Genomic DNA, 16,715 nt, shown 5'->3' on the forward strand with positions numbered 1-16,715 from the left:
TAGCGCACTCTAGATACTCATTCCAATCCGCACATCTTCTGGATCCCCGGCGAAGTAGCAGCCACATTCTTCGCGCGCCACTCTCATGGCCTCTTCGGCGGTATCTCCGCTGCAAACGAACTGAAATGGATACACGTCATGCACGACCCAATAGATCTGAGTCTGTTGCTCCAAAGGCAGCATGATTCCATCATTGCACTGAAAAGCCACGATCAACCTGACCTTATTTTTACTGGCCGAAGTGGAAGACATCATCAATTCCCTCTGATCTATTTAAATGAAGTTATGGCCTGGCGCGAATCGCTTCCTTAGGAAATCCTCACATCTAGAATCTCGCCCTGTGAAAAGGGTGGAATGCCCACATCCACCGCTGCGAATCAACCAAACGGTTCGGGATGGGTGAAGCAAGTAGATGCCGAGTCCTGGACTTTGAGAACGGTTCCTGCACGCAAAGAGTCAGATCACACTAGCGATGCTAGGCAGCTGTCTGCGCCATCAGTCTAATAGCTAAGAGTGAGTGGCATGGCCCCGACTGATCGCCGAGACCATGCACTCTAACTGCGATCTAGAAAGAAGGCAGATTTTCCAAGTTGTCCTTCGTAGTCTGATCACTCTTCGTCTTCAGATATTTCGTCGTAACAGGAGCGATCTGAAGCGGTGCGCCGATAGCCCAATTTCCATCTGACTTCCTGAAAATTGTGGTGAATTTCTTCCCTTTCTCGATAAGCTCGATGACCTTAGGACGCGTCATCTCCTGAGCAGGCTGCAAGGTATCCGACCCGACCTTAACCTCATGAACTTTCAGCTTAGCGATATGGGTTTCATCGCTATTGTAGTTGACGGCAGAAACGTAAAAATCCGAAGTAGCCATTGAAAAATCCTTTTAGGTCAATTGTACGCACACAAACTATATTAGATCTTAGCCATCGAAAAACACGAAGGAGATGGCTTCGCACTTCATGCCAACAGGAAGCATAAGCACCTGCAAACTGTATTCGAACTTGAGGCTCGAAGACCATCCAATATTCGAATGCCCTTCACCCATTCGCAATCGACGAGACCAGCCTCGACCCATCATACTTTTCGGATGAGGTTCTGCGTAGCTGGACAAAAGTCGAACCTTCCTGACGCCTACCCATCAATACCGCCCTCAGCACCGCACCACTCCCAAGCCTTGCATGCAGCCTCCCCCCTCTCGAAGTCCTGTGCCCGCAGCAGAGAATTGGTAGCAACCCTCGAACTTAGAACCTACAAGCGATGAAAGGGGGCTGCTCTATCCACTACATATAGTTCAGAGGCGCAGATAAGGAAAGATTAAGCATGGTGCGCGGCGGCTCATACCGTCGGATGCTCGTCATTGGGGTCAGGTATCTGCTTAATGGTAAACCATACTTTTCGCACATGTTTGTAAACTTGATAGAGAATTGCCATTCCCCCGAGGGCCATATACAAAGCCTCGTCACCCTGGACTTGCTTGCCATATGTGCCCATTGCAAGCTTGTAGAAAATCTTTGAAACAATCCCAAAACTGGCGCCATCCACAACCAACAAGAGCACGGTCCCAGTAGCCAGCGTTACCCCATTCCGATTGGATATACAAACCATCACCAAGGACAGGAGCGCGCCCGCCAAGACAGGATAAAGCATCGCCATGCATGCAACCCCGATAATTGTCGAGAATGAACCGATGCGCCGATCAATTAGCGCCATTTAAAATTTTCATAAACCGAAATATTTTGCAAAATTAAATATTATTGCAAAAAAACCGACGGCCGATAAGATCGCATGGAGGATCGCATCCTCTTTCGATGCAAGCGTGCTCCTATCGCGACCGCCCCCCACTTCGGTCTTACTATTTTTACGCCAGAATGACTCAGACTTAGCCCGCAGATTCATAACACCCCTTTTTCCTCAGTTAAAGCACTAGGAGGGGCAATGTCAAGCGCTGGCACGCCGCCACCTTGCTGCACAAACAGCCAGAACCATAACCGAAGCTGGAATGCTGCCCGGCTTGAGCTCACTGACGGCCTTCTCCGTAAACACTTGCGCTGCTATGACCATTGAGCCTACTCCTCCGTAGTGAGCTAACCTGATCAATCCTGATTCCAGCGTCGCCTCAGCAGAACGACAAAGTCCTCGATCACACGACGCGCATCCATCGACAGCACCTGCCTGACTTGGTGCGCGGGAGCCAGGAATACAGGCGCCTCGTGCTCACCCTGTCGCCATGGGAACTGTCCCGAATTGGGGCTCGCATCATGCTCCGCCCTGGTGCGCCACGCGCCGCCACCATCCCCACTGAGCCTGACGGCTGGCACGATGTGGGTGATTCTCTCAGTTGGATCGATTCGCGAGAGCAGCCATGCCGCATATCCCACAGCGCTGGCCAGTTTGCCAGCTACGTCTTCTTCCAAGACCACTGGCAGCCCCATCCCCCGCGCCGGAGGTGGCACGGGAAGACTGATCAACAGATCACCATTTGGCCAAAGGCGCACCGATGCCCCAGACCTGTGGCCGTCATCCTGGTCGACAACGAGCGCCTCACCCTCCAACCGAGATCGGCTACCAGCCGCTCGATCAAAAATCGGGTGAACGCCAAAGAGAGCGCTCTGCTGAATCTCCGCAATCAGGGAGGGGGCTTCCATCTCTGCAGGCCGAAGAATGGCTGAGACGGGGCCGCTGGCTATTGCCAGCTGAAGCGTGTTCGCCCCATACCCCCTCTCCAGCGCAGGAAGGAGCCTAGTCGCCCTAGCCAACTCTTCAGGATTCAGTGGCGCTACGGCATGCGCTAACTCGTGCCGATGAATGGCGCGGGTCACCTTGTCCTCCAAGTCCTCTGGGGACGCAAATTCCTGTCGGAAAAGGCCTCCCTCCCAACCTCCGACTTCATTGATCAGAGCAACCTGGCTGTCTTCCGGCTCAGCACCTGCCTGCAGGAAGACAAGGATGGGCTTACGGTTTCGCGCTTCCAGAATCTCTTCGTGAGTGGCCGAAACCCCGCCCGCTTGGGGCACACCGTAGCGAGGCCCCAAGATCAGGATCACAAGATCGGACTCTCGCACCCCGCCAAGGCAAGCAACTTGCGGAGAGCTAGGCCTAGCGCCGAAGTCCTCCGCCATGATGGGAGCGTGCCCTAGCCTCTCGACGGCACGCTTCACTGCGGCTCGCTCGGCTTCCATCCCGTAAATCAACGAACTAATGAAAACCTTCATCTCGACACCCCAGATACGACGGTTGAGCGCCAGCGTTAAGCCGGACCAAGAGCCAAGGCCCCATTAGACGATCAGGCGGTCTCCCAAGATGAGACAGCAGGGGCGCTAAGCTGCCCCTGCTTGGATGAATTATCCAGGGAAAGCCGGGAATTTCTCGTTGGGATGGGAGGCCTTCCACGTCGTGTAAGCGGAAGTCCCTTCCCAAGCAGCGAAAGCACGAGGGGTCCTGCCCCGACCGGTCCAAGTCTCGCCGGTGTGGGGAAGCCAATACTTGGGCGCAACTTCCTTCTTCGCCGCAGCTCCCCTCTTGGGCGCATCAGCCCCGAGCATGCTGACGATCTCGGCGCGCTGCTTCGTAGAGAAGCTCTTGCCGTATTGGGAAACGAGGTTGGCAACCTCCGCGAAGGCATCAGCGGCTTGCTCTTGCAGAAGCTGAACTTCCTGCTCCTCAAGCTTGCGCAGCTCTTCAGCAAGCTTGGCTTTAGCGGAGGCAATGGAATCGAGTGACGGCTTGGTCATTCTTAAAAAACCCGAGATAAGTGCGATGAGATGAAAAAATGGCCTATAGCGATATATGGGAACGCTAATAGCACCATGCCCTATACGCTATCGCCTCCCGCAGCCGGGCACAAGCCAGTTGCCATCCCCCTTTTCACAGCGCAGAAGCGAAGAGAGGCAACATCTCCGTTTGACAAGCTAGCGCCCGCCTTTAGCCTTTGCGGCGGAGCGTATGAAATGAAAACATTGAACGAGCTAAGCACAGCGGTACAAACAGGCGACATCTCACTGGTGCTTTCACTAATTGAGATGTCCAACATGCCATCAGAGTTCGCCTGGGAAGCAGTTTCCTATGCCATCTCATCGGAACGCGAACACGTTATAGACTCGCTCCTTCCCAAGCTAGTTCCCAGGAAGACACCCTACCCTTTGGCTTTCGCTGCCAAGAGAGGCATGGCTTCGGTCGTGCAAAAGCTGATACCCCTATCCGATCCCGCTCCCGCAGGCGAGCAATCTCTAGTGCTGGCCAATGCCGCGAGAAGTGGCAGCGTTGAAACTGTGTTAGCTCTGTTACCGGTGACCGATCCACTGGCCGACGACTCAAAGGCGCTAGGGGAGGCAGCAAAGGCAGGGCATGCTGACGTTGTCCGCCTTCTCATTCCTGTCAGCGATCCTAAGGCACGCGAAAGCAGCGCACTGAGCGCAGCAGCGCGGGGCGGCCATGCGCGCATAGTCAAGCTGCTACTACCGGCATCCTCATCCATCATCTGTGCAACTCAAGTCTTCCCCGCCGTGGCGGCGCTTGGGCATATACCCGTTCTAAAGGTCCTCCTAAAAGCGAGGCTGCCAGATGCAGGCGACACCTACACCCTTGGCTTGGATCTGGCCGCCAGGAACGGGCATGCATCAGTAGTTGACCTGCTTATCCCGGCAATCGAACGCGCGGGACGGCCCAGGGGATGTGGTTCGAACGCGATATGTGAAGCAGCCAAAGCGGGACACCCTGACGTGGTCAAGCGGCTGATCTCGTTCGTCTCGCGGGCTGATTGCGCTGCTGCAATGGCGGTCGCATTCACCGAAGGAAAGGACGCCGTTGTTGTCGCGCTTCTTCCACATGCTGACGCAATGGAGGCGGAGTCCCACATCTACGGCATGGAAAGCAAAGCAGCCTTTAGGCGAGAGCTAGATCGGATAGCAGCTGAAGCGCAGTGCAGTGCGCTTGATATGACCACCCCCAGGGCAATCAGTAAAGAAATTAAAAGAAGCCAGAGACTCTGATCCCCAATCCCAGAGAGGAGGGGGCGATTAGCATTTCCTCGAAGAGTATCCAAGCCTGGCGACAGGAATGATCTGGAAGATTTTTTTGAGAGCACAATCACAATTTCGAAATGCCTATTCTGTAAGAAAGCACGCTTAGGCGTAAGCACACTCAAAATCGTACAGTACAGAAATGACTGCAAGATAGAAGCGGTCACCCAAGGCAAACCCTTGCGCCACAGCGCCTCGCAACGCACATCCCACTAATTTCCTCTAAACTTTTTCGCGCTAATTCCAACTTTTCGGCGAATGCCTAAGCAACGCGGCAACACTCTAGATCTCGTTTGACGAATCAAAGCCGGGCCTTAGCACTGCTCCCATTATCCACGGAGACAGCGCAATGCCAAAAACAGTAAAAAACTTCCTTCAAGACTTCCCTTTCAATCCCGACGCCGATGACACGCTGCACCTTAAGGGCATCAGGATCGGACGCTTCCGAATTGATGAGCTTGTCATCACTGGACGCGAAGCAGCCATCCACGCGCAAGAAATCCTCAACGCGGCTATGGAGCGCTCTCGACGCTCTCGCATCAATGCCGCAGGCACGCGCTACCTTGAGCCACTAACCGCAGGTCACCCTGCCCGGCTTCTGTCCGTAGAGATCAAGGACTACCTAGGGGACCGGGAACGCCGCTGCCTCGCTCAGGAGACCATCGACTCGACAGCACGCACGCTGCGCCTTCTCCAGATGACTTGCGGCGACATCCCCGTCTCTCGCATTGATCACCCTCACATCTACCGCCTCTGGGACCTGATGCGATGGTCGCCCCCAGGCCTCTTCTCTGACCCCGCCTATCAACGTATCAGCTATGACGAAGCCATTGCCTGCGGCAAGAAGCTAGATGTTCCTCAGCTCGCCCCTGCAACGCTTGAACGTCATCGACGCTTCCTGGTCTCCTTCTTCAATCAGCTGGTCAAGACGAAAGCCATTGAAGCGTCCCCCATGGCTGCGTTCGCGGAGATCAAGAAAGACCTGGTCACCAATCCCAACAAGCCAGAGCGCCTCTTTGATGAGGAAGACCTAAGGCGCATCTTCGACCCGATGACGTTTATTCCCTGGGCGAGCAAGTATCCGCATCGATGGTGGCTTCCCATGATCGGTCTGTATACAGGTGCCCGCATCAACGAAGTCGCTCAGCTGAAGGTCGCCGACATCGTCCAGGAGAGCGATGTCTGGTGTATCCGCATCCAGAAAACTGTGGATCCTGACCTAGCGCACCGGACCCGGCTCAGGAGCCGGCAAAGCCTGAAAGGCAAGGCATCTATCCGGACCATCCCTATCCCGAAACCACTGCTAGACGCAGGCTTCCTGGACTTCATTGATGACATCAGAGAATGCGGTCACCCTCGCCTGTTCCCGCACCTATCCGCTGGTGTGAACCGTAAGACGGGTGAGACGAATGCTCGCTACAGCCTGGCAGCGCTTAGCCAGTTCAGCCGCTACATGAAGGACCTTGGATTCCCTAGAGGTGTTGGGTTCCATGCCTTCCGCCACACCATCGCCACAGAGCTCCACCATCAGAACGTCCCTGACGAAGACATTGCTCTGATCACCGGCCACTCCGTCAGCAAGCGCGTGCCGGTGCTTCACGAAGCTTACTTCCACAAGAAGCCCGTCGTAATGCGGAGGAAGCAGATAGAGACCTTGGAGAAATACAGGCCTGCGGTAGTGCTTCCGGTCTATGCCAAGGGGCAGTTCAAGCGCTGCTTGAAGGACAAGAGGAGGTTCTATCCATGATGGCAAGGCCACGGGCAAAACTCTCATGTAGCTTGGCTTGGCTGCGCTCCGCTCTGCTGCTGCCTCTCGCGCGGCACCAGAATATTCGCACGCGCCATACCAAGAGATAACTCTACTTCAGTAGAAGTCTGCGGGGGCGTTTCGCTGTCGCGACGAAGACACCGTCTGAATGCATGACCGCGAACATACTTCCTTGAACATACTCGGGCCAGAGCTGGCCCGGCAACCCAACAAAATCAACGGGAAGATCAACCTCATCTTCGGGTGCCGCATCAGCGAAAGAGTCGAAGCTTCTTGGCTGCCAATTTTCAAAGGAGAAGCCCCGGTCCCATACCATCGCGAAGGCCAGCGGATAGCTTTTGATGATGTAGATCGCCGCGCTCTTGCTGAGAGCTATGTTGCAAAGGGCGAAATCCCGCAGCACCGTTCGCCCGCCATAGGGATAGACCCAGTAGTGCAATCGAACTTGGCGAAGCAGATCAGAAGCGCTATCGAATAGATGACTGCTGTGTGTTTCGTCATAGCGGTTTAAGCCGACTGAGCACATGTGGCCGAGGATGCCACGGGCAACAAGCTGCGGCTTGATCCTAATGGAATGATAGAAAGTCACCTTTCCAGGATCTGTCAACAACGCAGCCACTTGGTTACACATCGAAATGAGCGCCTTGTCATAAGGCGACATCAGCGCACCATTACAACGCCTGCAAAGCGTTCGAAAATGGACGCCATTAGGCATCTTATAGGAGGGCGGATGCTTGTCACCACTGATGGTATCCGCGATGCTCGCCACCCGAAGCGCTATTCCCTTGGCCCAACCTTGCGGGGGCACGTGGTTCGCAGTGAGCTTGCCCTGCTCGCCGCAAATGTTGCAGCGACCGTAAGAAGGTCCAACCGGAAACCGGAACGTCATGATCTAGATCCATCACCAGTAGAGGGAGATAGCCTTTTCTCGATCACTGGCCAGCCTGGCTTCTGATAGTCAACAGTAGTCCCGGCATAGCCAACGACATCAAACACCAATCTCTTGAAGGTCTCTATGCATATAAAGAATCGGTCGTACATTTTCTGATGCTCTTGGTCTGTGGTTCCAAGCAGCTCACCATGCGCAGCCTTGTGACGAATCTTGTTCCACGCCTCGAAGAGCTTTGGATTCAGAAGCCCGCGACGAATCAGGCTCTGGAAAACGCTCTTTATGCTAGGGCGCTCCGCGTTCTCCTTATTTTTCTTCAAGAGCCTTACAATCCTCTCATCCAGATTAAGACCAGCGCTTGAAGCCGAACCAAGCGTCACTCCGATAAGCCGAGCGAACTCCAGATCCCTATGATCGTTCGTCATAAACAAGCTTGCGAGCATGCCCTCAATAGAGGAGGAAAGAACCTGCGCTCCGTTCTCGATACCTTCTTGCTGGGCGTAGCAGATGCGGGCAAAGTGATGGAAGATGAATGTCTGCACTCTACGGTCGCCTACTTGACGCTCGACGGAAATCCACGCCTCCAAAAACTCGTTCCAAGATGCGGCATATGGCCACGCACGTGGAACAAAAGGGACCATCACGTTGCGATGAGGGTCGCGTCGCCGCCCGAAGATCTCTACTACTTGCCGGTCGCCAAAGAAACGATACGCGCACATCGGCGACAATGGACGCCCACACAGCATCGCTACACCACGCAAGAAGTCCTCTGATCGTTGCCTGAAGCCCTCCTGGGACGCATGAAACGAGAGTTCTGAATTTCCATGATGATCGACCATTCCCTTCCAGGAAGTCGAGCCACGCTCATGCTCCCACTTCTTCGAATGCGGTCGAGTCGGCATCTTCAGATCACCTGAAAAGTACCAGCCTTGGTATTCCTTCTCCAGTTCCTTTCGGGATGACTTCTGCTCTGCAACCAGGTTTGTGAGATTTGAAGTGAGCCTTAATTCTTGCCCTTGGTCTACGCCCAACATCTGACGCTCACACCGCCACCGTATTCCAAGCGAGTCGTGCCCCGAAATGTTATAGCGACTCCTGTCTTCCACCAATTTGCCGGGTTCCAAGTCGCTGAAAAGCTCTATGAATGGATCGAAGCGAGCGTCAACCTTCTGGCACAGGAGCGTGAATCCAATGCTTCCATCCTTCGCCTGGCTGACGACGCCAATCCCCTCGTAGACCAAGGGCTCGTTCTCGACGCATTGCACCGCCTTGCAATCAAATAGTTCTACTCGAAATTCACCAGCGACAAGCTGATCTCTGATGTTCTCGAACATCCTACTATTGACTGCTACAAGCTCACCGTGCGAAGACGCGGTGCTCGATGTTTCTCCCATCCCTTCTGCCTCTCATAGGTTCATGGTGATTGCGTTCGAGTTCAGTCCTATAGCGAACGCTGCTAACGCGGCGACTGGACTAGAAGAGGCGCCATGCTAGACAAGCACCGCAAGACGAAGCGTACAACCGGCCGGATTAGCTAGCGAGAGGCTATCAAAAAGAAGCCCCGCATCTGCGGGGCCCTAGACTTCAGTAGCCGTAACCAGATCGACGCTGTTGCGTCCTCGGCTGGTTGTAGGGGCTACCGTATGGATTGCTCTGCGTTGGCTTGTAAGGATCTACAGTCCCGGACTTCCCGTTGTAGGGATTGTAATTTCCTTGGGTACTGTAGTTATCCAGCTTGGTGGAGTTCGCATTGCTACGGTAGTGAGGCTGGACGTAGGTACCGTCTGAGCGATAGTGCCCCTTCACCGAATGGCTCTGAGCCGAAACTGCGAAAGAGGCAGTCAGAGCGACACCAGTGGCCAGGGTGAGCAAAAGCTTCTTCATTTCCTTCTCCTTGGATGGGGCATCAGTCCCCACAGCCTCGTGCCCCCTGCATAGGCTGCAGTCCCCTGCCATCCCCAGCTCTCCGAAGAGGCCTAAATCGGGATAGCGAGAAAACGTGACCATTGTCGCACTTCCATGTCCGCGAAGTGCAATCCAACAAGGGATTTCCGACGAGCGGCATTTCCCCGCATTGGCCCTTGCTCCCTGACCAAATGCGCGACCTGTGCGTGTCTCGTGGATGACTCCCGATCTCTGCACCGCTTAGGATAAGAAGCCCGCCCTGATGCGCTGGAAGCAGGTAGAGACCTTGAAGAAATACCGACCTGCGCTAGTGCTCCCGGTCTATGCCGAGGGGCAGTTCAAGCGATGCTTGAAGGACGAGAAGAGGTTCTATCCTTAAGCATCGAAGCAGCATCAGCCTAGCCGGAAGGTAGTCCAGCCTCAACACTGACTAGGCTTGCTACATGGGATACATTCGAGGCCTATGGGCAAGGCTAGGACGCCGCCGAACCGTGCCCTGACATTTCTGGTCCCAGAAGGAGCTGGTAGCTAAATGGATTCAACTCGATTGCGGGCACCTGTTACCCTTCGTTTCAAGCCAGTTGGCGCGTGTATCTATTGTGGCGCTACACAAGGGCGCTTGACCGAAGAGCACATCGTGCCGAAAGGCCTTGGTGGAACTCTCGTACTGCCAGATTCAAGCTGCGATCCGTGTGCAAAGCTTACGTCCCAGTTCGAAATGAGAGTACTTCGCGGATTCTTGGATCGCGGCCGCCAATCTTTGGGAATAAAGGGTCGAAAATCTCATCGACGGCCCGCCACGGAATCGATCAAACAGACCTTCATACGCGCCGACAATTCCTTGGTTGAGCACGATCTGCCCTGGGATCAAAGCGTCAAAGTCATGCACCTCCCCGTCCTTGCTCTGCCCGGCTTCCTCAACCCTAAATTTCCGCCCGATCCCTCTGCAGAGGGGATAGAGGTTTCCGCCATGGATACGCTGACCATGGGACTTGGCGAGGGGGAGACAGTTCGCGAGCATGCCTCTGTAGGCATGCAGTTTCAGGACAGGATGGACATCTGGTCGTTCGTCCGGATGCTTGCCAAGATTGCACACGGCTACCAGGTCGCGGTGAACGGTGTTTTTCCGATTGAGCAGAGCCCACTGGTGCCCATCATTCTTGGGAAGCGCTGGGATGCCCGAAACTGGATAGGTTGCACAGAGCAGGATCCGCTTCCATCTGATCGTCAGTGCTTGCACCTTCTCCACGACGTTTCATTGGCGGGCGGTAATGGCTCCAGCGCGTCGATGATCCGCATCAAGCTGTTCGCCGACTATCCGAGCCCGACCTACGCCTTAGCGGCCAGACTTCAACCCTGACAAGAGAGCGTTGCCTTCCGACCAGGAGGCGCTGCGCCTGGGCTTCGAACTAGACCAGCGTAAAGACACAGGACACTTTTATGGCTCAACCGCAGGAATCGACCGTCGCAGTAATGATTGACTGCGACAACGTTGCTGCCGAGATCGTGGACTTCGCGCTCCTCATGGCTGCACAGGCGGGCCTAAACTGCATCTCCCGTACGTACGGATCAAAGCGTGATAGCCCGACGGCACATCGTGCCACCACCCGCCTTGGTTCATCCTTCGACGTTAAAGCACAATGCCCGCAATGCGGGGGCGATCAGCGCTTCGAGTTCGGCGCGGTTCGCGCCGTCCCTGGCGTGGAACGAGATCATCTGTGTGACGCCGTGAAGAAACGCGGCACATTGCGAGGTGTCGAACCCGAAAGGCAACTCACCGTCAGTACGGGCGCGTTCGAGACGCGAACGAATCAGCTCGCGTGTCTTATCGCGTGCTGCTTTGAGGTGCGCCCGCGCCGCCTCGTTCCCCGGCAGGCAGTTCACCACGCCAAGAATCAACAGGCAGCCCCCGGGCCGTGCCGATAGGGCCACTTCGATGCTGGCGCGAAGCATGCCCTCAACGCCATCGCGCAAGGTAACGCTGTTGTCTAGCGCCTGCCGTGGCTTTGCCCCGACCGTTGCGATGTAGTGGTCCACCGCTTCGCAAAAGGCCGCCTCCTTAGAGCCGAAGGCCGCATAGAAGCTCGGCGGCGCGATGCCCGCCGCCGTCGTCAGATCGACAAGTTGCGCGCCTTCGTAGCCGCGCGCCCAAAAGACTTTCATCATCGCCTGAAGGGCGACATCACGGTCGAAGCGGCGTGGGCGGCCACGTTGGGCCATGACCTCTCCATTTATTTAATTTCTACTACACTATTCTACGAGTCCTGCCCATCAAGGGCAACCTGAGCATCAACTTAAAGAGAGGATCGAGACATGTCTGCATCTCCCCGCGCCATCGTCGAAGACTTTTTTCACCGCGCCGGGACGGGCGAGCCCGTCCAGAAGATCGCCGAACTGGTCAGCGAACAAGTCGATTGGTTTGTGGCGGGCGACACGAACGTCGTACCATGGATCGGCCGCAAGGTTGGCAAGGCAGGGGCGGCGGAATTCTACGCCCAAATCCGGGAGCAGATCGCATCCGAAGCATTCGAGGTGAGCGAGATCCTTTCGCAAGGCAATCGGGTGATCGCGCTTGGGAAGCTCGCTTCACGCGTCGTGCGGACCGGAAAGCTGATCAAATCAGAATTCTGCTTCGATTTCACCGTCGAGAATGGCGAGATCACCCGGTTCCGTCTGTTCGAGGACAGTTTTGCCGTGGCGCAAGCCGCAGCCTGATGCAGTTCACACGTCCTCTCATTGGGCACTGATTGCCGTAGTGCGCGCAAGACCATTGCGCGCCGCTGCCTGGCGCGCAGTATCTAGCAGTTCTAGGGTGCCGCCATGGATCCCGGTATACCCAGGCGACAAGGCAGCGGGTTTCCGCGTTTGCATACCTCGGTCAACCACTCCTGCGCCATTACGCGGGGCCGCTCGACGGTCAGTTCCCCGTACTGGTCCAGGGCGGGCTTGCGGCGCTCGTCCGCATTGGGTTCTACCCCGATACCACTGACCTATTTTCAGCAGCGCAGCCCTGTTCACCAGTCAACTCAGCTTCGGCAAAGCGAGCTCGAAGCACGCCCCTTCCCCAAGCGCAGAAGTGACGGTAACGAACCCTCCGGCTTGACGGACGGCGCTGTGGACTTGGGCAAGACCTAGTCCAGAGCCCTGCCCGACAGGCTTGGTGGTGAAGTAGACCTCGAACAGCCGCTCCTTGACCTCTTCGCTTATCCCCTCCCCCGTATCGATGACGCTGAGCGTCACATAGTCACCTTCGACACGGTCGTCCGATGGATCGAGGCCCTGGAGCCTCAGGGTCCCAGTCCTGACCACTATCTGGTCTTCTGGTCGGCATGCATCACGCGCGTTGATCACCAAGTTCAGCAGCGCACGCTCAATCGTGTTTCGATCCACCATAGCGCAGCACGCCTGCTCAGTGGTGTCTGCCACCAGCTCGGCTTTGTCACCCACCGCCTGCAGCAGAAGAGGCGTCATGCTCCGAACAAGCTCGGAAAGATTCAACTTCTCCGGCTCATACGGATGACGGCGCGCAAACCCGATAAGGCGCTTGGACAACGCGCCGCCTTGCTCTAGTGACGCCTCAGCTACCTTTAGATAGCGTGCGTTTACTTCGCTTAGCTCGCCACTGCCAAGCACCAGATCCACCGCAGAGACAGCAGACTGCAGAATGTTGTTCAGATCGTGCACCACACCGGCGAGCAATTGCCCAACAGCCTCACCCTTTTGAGCCTGCTCGGCTATCATTTCGGCAGCTTGTTGGGCAGCTCGGGCGAACTTACGCTCCTCAGCTGCTTGGTGATGCATCACTTCGAGCTCTTGATAGGCCAAGTTGGTAGCCAAGAGCCTAGACTCTAAGTCTCTGATTGTACCGGCGTCAGAGTCACTGCCAAATGCGTCCCTTTTACGCAGCAATTCCGTCCTATTCGCCAGCGCAAGCTGCAACAGTTCAGCAGCCTTCATCGCACGGTTTCGCGCCGTGACGTCTGAGCTAACGGCTAAAATTCCAACGACCGCTCCGTTTTCCACGAGCGGACTGACGCGCACCCACCAATCACGAAGCTCACCGTCGAAAACAGGGCATGAAGCTTCGAAGGTAGAGCTCTCACCGTTTCTCGCGCACTCAAGCGCTCCTAGCACCCGGTCGTGCGCTGCAACAGGCCACAACTCGACCCAGGATTTGTCCAAAACGTCAGAGGAAGTAGACGCTCTCAGCAGATTCAAACCCTTTCCGTTGACCGCGCGCACGACGCCATGGAGATCGATCTCTTTGATGCAGTCGTCGGATAGCTCAACAATTTGCTGGTAACGGTTCATCAGCTCTCTAGCTGAACAGGTCGGCGCCCATAAATTATCGCAAACGGGCTGCAAGTAAGCGACGCGTGAAATAGCGACACCTCGATCAATAACATGAATCATTCATAAAATCGCAACCTCTATCATGAGCGAAAAGCAGCCATCTTTGCGAGGGCGATCCGTTAGGAGCCTATCCATTTGATGTCTTGATGGCAGCCTATGACGGCCCCATCGTCGAGATATCTGTAATCAGCCACCAGCCGCCAGCATGTCGCCTGACGCAGGGTTCACCGCTGAGCTGGCTTGCCATCGCGACTAGCGCTTGGTCACCTGCGCCGTGCCAGGGTTGCTCCACTGGTTCAACGCCTTGGCCTACCGGCGCCAAGAGGATGCCCAACGGCAAACGTACGCCTCACCCTCGCCCAAGCGGGGTGGGTTCTGGGAAGGCGTCTTCGTAACGTAGGTGATCGTGGTGGCTGCCCACATGGCAGTTTTCGTGGGGACGGGTTTTGCCGACCTGCTGCCTCAGTATGAGCAAGCCCGGGCGATCTTCAGTCTACTCAACCTTCCGTTGGTCCCGGCGCCCCTGGTCGTTCCCATCCCTGGGGGATTGAGCTACAGCATGGTCCGGTCAACGGGGGTAGAGGTAGGCCCTCCAAAATCAGCTTAAGGTGTTCCTCGGACCTTCCGGATTCGTCGTCGGGCCGCTTGTGGCCCGACACGCAAGCCGGAGGGTGCTCGCCCCTACCCAGCAGAGCCCCAGCCCAAGCGAGGGATTCGGGTTTCTCATGGTGGCAGTGGTGGGCCATGACCCCCCTCACGCTGACGGGCGCTACTGGAGCCTTCGCACTGCTGAGCGTGCTGCCCATGTTCATCTTCGTAATGTGTGCGAGATTTTCCCAATAGCCGGATTTCCAAGTAGAGAAAACGGGTTATCTGGTGCCGCCCTTCTTGCCCCCCGAACTTCACCACTTAGCGAGCCTTGACGAAAATAACCTATTGGTTAAATTCAGTTTTTAACTACCAAAGAATGTGATGAAAGAAGCTACGGTCAGAAAACACTTATTCTCACTTGGAATAGAGCTTTATCATCCAGGCAATGGAAGAAAATGGGCCACTAGACCATTGGGCGGCGGCAAGCCCATTCATGATTTTGATTCACTCGATAGCATATGGTACTACTGGCGCGCTCGATGCATGGAAAGGCTGAATGATCAATATCGCGCGCTGCATGAGAGCTTAGCGCTCCACACGGCTGAGCCTCTTGGCAAAGACATGACGACAAAGTTCAAGCTGCCGCGCAGATGGCTTTGGGAAACGACAAAGCTTGCGCAGAGATACGGCCCCATAAGCAACGAATGGATAGAAGAAATGCGTACTGAGGCCGCAAAAGATCGACGCCTAGGAACGTGCGACACTACAGTTGACCTCCACGAAAGGGAATCTAGTAGTGCACGATCTAACAATCCACGATTGGATCATCGATGAGCTCAGATCCTATGATCTTGGCCATCCAGCAAACTTCCTTAGCGCGTCATTGCAACTAGCCGTTCTTCAACTCGTAACAGCGGGCTTGTCGCGTAACGCGGATGAAGAAACCTATACAGGAGCCCTTCTAGGCGCCTTTTGCTCAACATCCTTTTTCTGTGCGTCTGGATTTCCAAGGAAGGCTGGGCCGGATATGTGCTGGCAGAGGCATAGCAAGAACAGTAGATACCGTGACGGTGAAAAGCACACCGGAGCTGACTTCACTTTGATCATCCGGACAAAGGAGAACTTCGCGCGTGCAGCAGTATTCCAAGCTAAGAATGCGAAGTCTGAAGCAGGCAGCTTCGAGGTTGATCACGCTTCACCTGCAACAGACAAGAGACCACCTGAGCAACAGATCGTCAGACTGGTTGACCACTGCATCAGTATAATGGCTGAAATTGCCAAAGTCAGAGCCGAAGAACAAAGCCAATCTGCACCAATTGTCCCTTCATTTGAAGGCCTTGAGTGGGCCCACTACCTGGTTTACCACGACTACTCCAACGCCTGCTGCCAGGTGAGTAACCTACGCAACTCTTATGAAACTGCTAGAGCGAATAGAGTCCCGGGCAGGGTGCGGCTAAAGGAAGAAAATGCAATACCGTTAGTCGACTTACTCGCAGCGGGCTGCAACGAAGATACAGGCGAGGTGCAAGGCTGGATAAGCTTAGAAAGCCTCGCGGAAATCAGGGCTTTCACCGAGCACGCCAAGCAATTTTTCGACGTATATGAATCCCGGACGGATCCCGATGCCGATTGGAAGCCCGTTTCATCATTAGCCATTACTAGTAGCCGCAATGAAAGAAAAGCTATGGTACGAAAAGGCTTCATGGTTCCAGAGTGTCAGGAATCACGACTTGCATCAGTAGATGTTCAGCCAGACCGTACGGCGGAGAATCAAGCCCCCTCCAATAGGCAAAGGAACCCAGGAATGACAAACGGGCGGCGATAAGAGGGATCTATCTGGTTAGGATGCGCAGGCCTCGCACTGCTATGCTCTTGGGACACACCACAGGACACAAATCCGGTTTGTGGATGCCTCCGGAGCTAGGCGGGACGGTCAAGGTACTGTTTCCCCCTCTCTCCGCCAGACAAACGCAGAAGGGCCGCCCACAGGGTGGCCCTTCTGCGTTTGTGCGGCGGATGGGATGGCGGGTGAGAAGCCCCGCTGGGGTTCGACGGTTCTGCAGGAGCAGAACCGGACAGCCGCAGGCTGGTCCCGATGTGCAACGCGCATCGGGATCGGGTGCAGGGATGCACCCGACAATCCCCCTCTCTCCGCCAGACAAACGCAGAAGGGCCGCCCACAGGGTGGCCC

At 55.5% G+C, this 16,715-nt stretch carries 15 protein-coding genes; 5 read left to right on the forward strand and 10 right to left on the reverse strand.

The genetic code is table 11. The features are described 5' to 3' along the window. Positions 1–9: 9 nt before the first annotated feature. From IAE58_RS08840 to IAE58_RS08860, 5 genes are all read right to left on the reverse strand, one after another. Positions 10–252: a hypothetical protein gene (locus IAE58_RS08840; RefSeq protein ID WP_164160953.1), complete on the reverse strand. Its 243-nt coding sequence runs from the start codon at positions 250–252 to the stop codon at positions 10–12. A 313-nt stretch (positions 253–565) separates the two neighbouring features. Further along, entirely contained in the window at positions 566–871 is a 306-nt protein-coding gene (locus tag IAE58_RS08845) for a DUF3892 domain-containing protein (protein ID WP_164160951.1), read from the reverse strand. A 464-nt stretch (positions 872–1,335) separates the two neighbouring features. After that, positions 1,336–1,710, reverse strand: coding sequence for a hypothetical protein (locus IAE58_RS08850; RefSeq protein WP_199932578.1), 375 nt, complete (start codon positions 1,708–1,710; stop codon positions 1,336–1,338). Positions 1,711–2,093: 383 nt separating this feature from the next. Further along, positions 2,094–3,212: a DUF4062 domain-containing protein gene (locus IAE58_RS08855; protein ID WP_199932577.1), complete on the reverse strand. Its 1,119-nt coding sequence runs from the start codon at positions 3,210–3,212 to the stop codon at positions 2,094–2,096. A 129-nt stretch (positions 3,213–3,341) separates the two neighbouring features. Beyond that, positions 3,342–3,731, reverse strand: a complete 390-nt coding sequence (locus tag IAE58_RS08860; protein ID WP_197613389.1) for an H-NS family nucleoid-associated regulatory protein — start codon at positions 3,729–3,731, stop codon at positions 3,342–3,344. A gap of 216 nt (positions 3,732–3,947) precedes the next feature. On the opposite strand from IAE58_RS08860, the gene IAE58_RS08865 reads away from it, so the two are divergent. Then, a complete protein-coding gene (locus IAE58_RS08865; protein WP_199932576.1) occupies positions 3,948–4,988 on the forward strand; it encodes an ankyrin repeat domain-containing protein in 1,041 nt (346 codons plus the stop codon). Positions 4,989–5,367: 379 nt separating this feature from the next. Further along, entirely contained in the window at positions 5,368–6,765 is a 1,398-nt protein-coding gene (locus tag IAE58_RS08870) for a site-specific integrase (protein ID WP_199932575.1), read from the forward strand. A gap of 112 nt (positions 6,766–6,877) precedes the next feature. On the opposite strand, the gene IAE58_RS08875 is transcribed toward IAE58_RS08870, so the two are convergent. From IAE58_RS08875 to IAE58_RS08885, 3 genes are all read right to left on the reverse strand, one after another. After that, complete coding sequence (locus IAE58_RS08875) at positions 6,878–7,675, reverse strand: hypothetical protein (RefSeq protein WP_199932574.1); 798 nt, start codon at positions 7,673–7,675, stop codon at positions 6,878–6,880. Beyond that, on the reverse strand, positions 7,672–9,009 hold the full coding sequence (locus IAE58_RS08880; RefSeq protein ID WP_199932573.1) for a hypothetical protein: 1,338 nt from the start codon (positions 9,007–9,009) through the stop codon (positions 7,672–7,674). Before IAE58_RS08880 ends, IAE58_RS08875 begins: the two co-directional genes overlap by 4 nt. Before the next feature lie 250 nt (positions 9,010–9,259). Further along, positions 9,260–9,559 carry a hypothetical protein gene (locus IAE58_RS08885; protein ID WP_199932572.1) on the reverse strand — a complete coding sequence of 100 codons (300 nt, stop codon included), beginning with the start codon at positions 9,557–9,559 and terminating at the stop codon, positions 9,260–9,262. Positions 9,560–10,112: 553 nt separating this feature from the next. On the opposite strand from IAE58_RS08885, the gene IAE58_RS08890 reads away from it, so the two are divergent. Beyond that, a complete protein-coding gene (locus tag IAE58_RS08890; protein WP_267908063.1) occupies positions 10,113–10,940 on the forward strand; it encodes an HNH endonuclease in 828 nt (275 codons plus the stop codon). 257 nt (positions 10,941–11,197) lie between these two features. On the opposite strand, the gene IAE58_RS08895 is transcribed toward IAE58_RS08890, so the two are convergent. Next, positions 11,198–11,800, reverse strand: a complete 603-nt coding sequence (locus IAE58_RS08895) for a TetR/AcrR family transcriptional regulator (protein WP_199932570.1) — start codon at positions 11,798–11,800, stop codon at positions 11,198–11,200. 93 nt (positions 11,801–11,893) lie between these two features. On the opposite strand from IAE58_RS08895, the gene IAE58_RS08900 reads away from it, so the two are divergent. Further along, positions 11,894–12,295 (forward strand): nuclear transport factor 2 family protein, encoded by a 402-nt coding sequence (locus IAE58_RS08900; protein WP_199932569.1) that lies wholly within the window; start codon positions 11,894–11,896, stop codon positions 12,293–12,295. Between the two features lie 306 nt (positions 12,296–12,601). On the opposite strand, the gene IAE58_RS08905 is transcribed toward IAE58_RS08900, so the two are convergent. Further along, positions 12,602–13,891: a PAS domain-containing sensor histidine kinase gene (locus IAE58_RS08905; protein ID WP_233614596.1), complete on the reverse strand. Its 1,290-nt coding sequence runs from the start codon at positions 13,889–13,891 to the stop codon at positions 12,602–12,604. 1,429 nt (positions 13,892–15,320) lie between these two features. Here IAE58_RS08905 and IAE58_RS08910 point away from each other — a divergent pair. After that, a complete protein-coding gene (locus IAE58_RS08910; RefSeq protein WP_199932568.1) occupies positions 15,321–16,349 on the forward strand; it encodes a hypothetical protein in 1,029 nt (342 codons plus the stop codon). Positions 16,350–16,715 lie beyond the last annotated feature (366 nt).

The sequence above is a fragment of the Stenotrophomonas sp. S49 genome (assembly GCF_016624905.1).
Taxonomy (GTDB): domain Bacteria; phylum Pseudomonadota; class Gammaproteobacteria; order Xanthomonadales; family Xanthomonadaceae; genus Stenotrophomonas.

Excerpts from the sequence above, each read along its gene's own strand:
- IAE58_RS08840 (WP_164160953.1), bottom strand. The coding sequence starts at position 252 with ATGTCTTCCACTTCGGCCAGTAAAAATAAGGTCAGGTTGATCGTGGCT.
- IAE58_RS08845 (WP_164160951.1), bottom strand. The coding sequence starts at position 871 with ATGGCTACTTCGGATTTTTACGTTTCTGCCGTCAACTACAATAGCGAT.
- IAE58_RS08850 (WP_199932578.1), bottom strand. The coding sequence starts at position 1,710 with ATGGCGCTAATTGATCGGCGCATCGGTTCATTCTCGACAATTATCGGG.
- IAE58_RS08855 (WP_199932577.1), bottom strand. The coding sequence starts at position 3,212 with ATGAAGGTTTTCATTAGTTCGTTGATTTACGGGATGGAAGCCGAGCGA.
- IAE58_RS08860 (WP_197613389.1), bottom strand. The coding sequence starts at position 3,731 with ATGACCAAGCCGTCACTCGATTCCATTGCCTCCGCTAAAGCCAAGCTT.
- IAE58_RS08865 (WP_199932576.1), top strand. The coding sequence starts at position 3,948 with ATGAAAACATTGAACGAGCTAAGCACAGCGGTACAAACAGGCGACATC.
- IAE58_RS08870 (WP_199932575.1), top strand. The coding sequence starts at position 5,368 with ATGCCAAAAACAGTAAAAAACTTCCTTCAAGACTTCCCTTTCAATCCC.
- IAE58_RS08875 (WP_199932574.1), bottom strand. The coding sequence starts at position 7,675 with ATGACGTTCCGGTTTCCGGTTGGACCTTCTTACGGTCGCTGCAACATT.
- IAE58_RS08880 (WP_199932573.1), bottom strand. The coding sequence starts at position 9,009 with ATGTTCGAGAACATCAGAGATCAGCTTGTCGCTGGTGAATTTCGAGTA.
- IAE58_RS08885 (WP_199932572.1), bottom strand. The coding sequence starts at position 9,559 with ATGAAGAAGCTTTTGCTCACCCTGGCCACTGGTGTCGCTCTGACTGCC.
- IAE58_RS08890 (WP_267908063.1), top strand. The coding sequence starts at position 10,113 with ATGGATTCAACTCGATTGCGGGCACCTGTTACCCTTCGTTTCAAGCCA.
- IAE58_RS08895 (WP_199932570.1), bottom strand. The coding sequence starts at position 11,800 with ATGGCCCAACGTGGCCGCCCACGCCGCTTCGACCGTGATGTCGCCCTT.
- IAE58_RS08900 (WP_199932569.1), top strand. The coding sequence starts at position 11,894 with ATGTCTGCATCTCCCCGCGCCATCGTCGAAGACTTTTTTCACCGCGCC.
- IAE58_RS08905 (WP_233614596.1), bottom strand. The coding sequence starts at position 13,891 with ATGAACCGTTACCAGCAAATTGTTGAGCTATCCGACGACTGCATCAAA.